2 protein-coding genes are annotated in these 3,181 nt (G+C 38.9%); both read left to right on the plus strand.

The features are described 5' to 3' along the window. The coding region (locus tag ABID23_RS07610; protein ID WP_354190856.1) for a VENN motif pre-toxin domain-containing protein at window positions 1-1,119 on the plus strand (1,119 nt) is incomplete at its 5' end. Window positions 1,120-1,125: 6 nt separating this feature from the next. Continuing rightward, window positions 1,126-3,181: DUF6990 domain-containing protein (locus ABID23_RS07615; RefSeq protein ID WP_354190858.1), on the plus strand; the 2,056-nt coding region annotated here is incomplete at its 3' end.

Genomic DNA, 3,181 nt, shown 5'->3' on the forward strand with positions numbered 1-3,181 from the left:
ATCGTTGCCCACGCCGGTCTTGGCTGTTTAAAAGGCGCTGTTGCGAGTGGTGCTTGCTCTGCCGGTGCTATCGGCGGGGCTGTGGGTGAAGCCACTGCTATGCTCCAGTTTCAATTGTGGTCTAAAAATTTAATACAAAAAGAAATAGCAGCATTGGATGGTCGTATTCCAACGGCAGAAGAACAAGCGCGTATAAACGCAAAGATTGATGCGCAGTTTGCTGACTTTAGAGACCACACCATTGATGTAGCGCGTGCTGCAGGGGGCTTTGCTGCTGCCCTTGCCGGTGGCGATGTTGATGCTGGTGCCGATGCCGCAGGAAATGCTGCGGAGAATAATTTTCTTCCTGCGGTAGCAGCATTAGCAGCATTCATTGTGTCGCTTACACCAGAAGAGTTGGCCGCTCTGTCTCTTTTTATGGCTGGCGGAGCAACTGTTGTTGGATCCTCTAGCAATGGGACGGCTATAACGGATTTCCTTGGCTATTTGTTTGCATCAAAAAATGCAGAAGAAGATAGCGAAAAAACAAATCAAAGCTCAAAAGAAGAAAAAAATAAAGATTCTCAAACGGTCAATGAAAATCCACAAAACAATAATGATGATGATAATGATGGAAAGGGTAAAAAGCTTAATAAAGGTAGGAAATATCATGACAAAAAACGCGATGAGGAAAAACAAAGATTAGAGGAGGAAGGATTTTCACCAAGCGAGGGAGAATTAACGATTGAAATTGAAATTACGACAGATAAAGGCACAATTAAAGCAAGAACACGTCCTGATATTACTTATATTGAGGATGGTGAACCTGCATTTAGTGAGACAAAAACTGGTAAAGCCAAATTAAATGAAGTGCAGAAAGGTTTAAGAGAAATATGTAAAACAACAGGAAGCATAAAATTTTGTGGCTCTAAAGCTGAAGAGTATCTTAAGCAAAAGAAAGAGAAGTTTAATAAATACCAAGAAAATCTCAAAAAATTTATAGAAAAGGAGAAACCAACTGAGGATCAAATAAAAGTATTTAATAAAGAGTGGCCTAAAAAACAATTGAGTAAGAAATGGGAAAAAGGACCACGCAAATATAAACTCAACAAATATCCAAGTTATTTAGAAGAAAAGTGAAGTATTATGCAAACCAAAGATGTAACTGAGATTTTAAAAAAACATAGTTGGGAGCCCCATCGCGATGAAGTTGGAGATACATTTGCTTATTATCATCTTTCTGATCGTATAATACGCATTCTCTATGAGGTTGTAGATTATGGAGAAGATGGTGGAAAGTTGTGGCTATCAGTTTCTCTTACCACCGCCGCTTATTGCCTTGCTGGGAAATATTCTAGAGGTGAACAGTCGCGCTATAAATATGACGATATGTTGATTTCTGCAGAAGAAAATTTTGGAGTTACGGCACAGAATCTTTCAGAAAGTCATATCGAGGACGCCTTAAACAAAGTAATTGCTTGGGCGCAAGCACAGGATATTGAACAAAAATTACGTGAAGAAGCCGTCAATCATTCTGCTGTTGCAAAAGCATTGCTTGGTGATATTGATGCTTTAAGATCTGATAAACCGGCACCCCAATTACATGTTCCAGAATTTGCGGATTACGCAACCATAAAATGGATTGATCGCCTTATTTTATTTGCACAAGCCTATAAGAATGGGGAGTTAGACGATATTCTAACGCGCAAAAAGCCCAAACAGCGCTCGATGAGCCTTACTGCAGCAAGCCGTATTCTCAAAACGCAAGGGTGGTTTTCTACGGAACTTGGAAAGATGTGGCTCTCTTTGCCTGATCGTTTTATTCAGTTTGATTTTGGTTTTGTACGTCTTCTCGATAATTACAATGTCCGTCTTGAAGCTGAGATTTCTAACGAAGAGATTTCTGTAGCTTGTCGTTGTATGCGCTATAGGGGAGAATATAATTGGATACGACCTACGGATATTTATAAGTCTTTTAACACGATTGGGGGAGGGATTTTTAGCGGTTTTGGTAAAGGAATTGATATTTGTGTAGAGACATTGAATGAGCAAGAGCTTATCAAAATTTCTGAGCGGATAATACAATGGGCACGCACCCAAGACTTGCAAGCATCGATAGAAAGTAAAACACTTGTTAAAAAATATAGTTACGATATAGACATAGTCTGGCATTTAGCTTGTTTAGCATTGACAGGTCAAATTGATGTGCTGAAATCTTATAAAAAATTTTTAGAAGCTGGTACGATTTCTGAACATTTGGATGATGATGAAGTAGAAAAATATGTTAACCATGCCGTTGAATTTGCTGAAGAACATCTGAAAATCCTTAATGAGCGAGAGGCAGCAGAAGCACATCTTAGTCCACAAGTTTTGATTACTTTCAATAAAGTTGCAGAGCAATTAAAAGAAATGGGTTGGACAGTTTATCGTGATACAAACTACAATCGCAATGCTTATTTTATAAGTAAAGACCGTATCATCAATATAATGTATAACCTTCAAAGTGATGAAGAAGAGCCGATTGTTGCATTTAAGGCTTCCCTTTCAACACTTAGTTTTTCTACGGCTCATAGAGAGATTTTCTATAATATGCCTCAATATATAGCCATCAAAGAATCAGAAGAAGTTTATACAGTTTCTAGTACTGAATTGGATGAAGGCAAGCTGAAACAGATCAGTGCGGATATTCTTGAATGGGCTGATCGGCAAAATGTGAATCAAATCATCTATGATTATGCGGCTTTTCCCCCAGACAGTGAACTTGATCTTGTAGCGCGTCACCTTATTGCGCTTGTTTTGATTGGGGATGTTGAAAAGCTCAAATCTTATAAGGAGAATTTTAGAAAGGGAAATCCTTTAGGTTTTGTGGAAGAAATCTCAAAATATAGAATTGATAATCTCCTCACTCTTGCACGGGGTTATCGAGTAGGTTTTCCGAAAAATGCACCGATTTTGAGTTTGGATCCGCAAACAGCATCTGTTGCTTCCAAAACTATTGCTGTTGAAGTGGCAGAGGAAGTGGATGAAGCGGATGACACTGATGATCGTCTCACCATGGAAAGTGCTCATGCACTTTTAAAAAGTCTAGGCTGGTCAACCGAGAAAATCAATGAGAATGACCATATGGCAAGCTATCAATTGGCTGATCGTGAAGTAGATATTCTTTATAACGACGAAATTGCCAAAGACTACCCGCAATTTG

It is taken from the genome of Bartonella silvatica (genome assembly GCF_040545155.1).
GTDB lineage: Bacteria > Pseudomonadota > Alphaproteobacteria > Rhizobiales > Rhizobiaceae > Bartonella > Bartonella silvatica.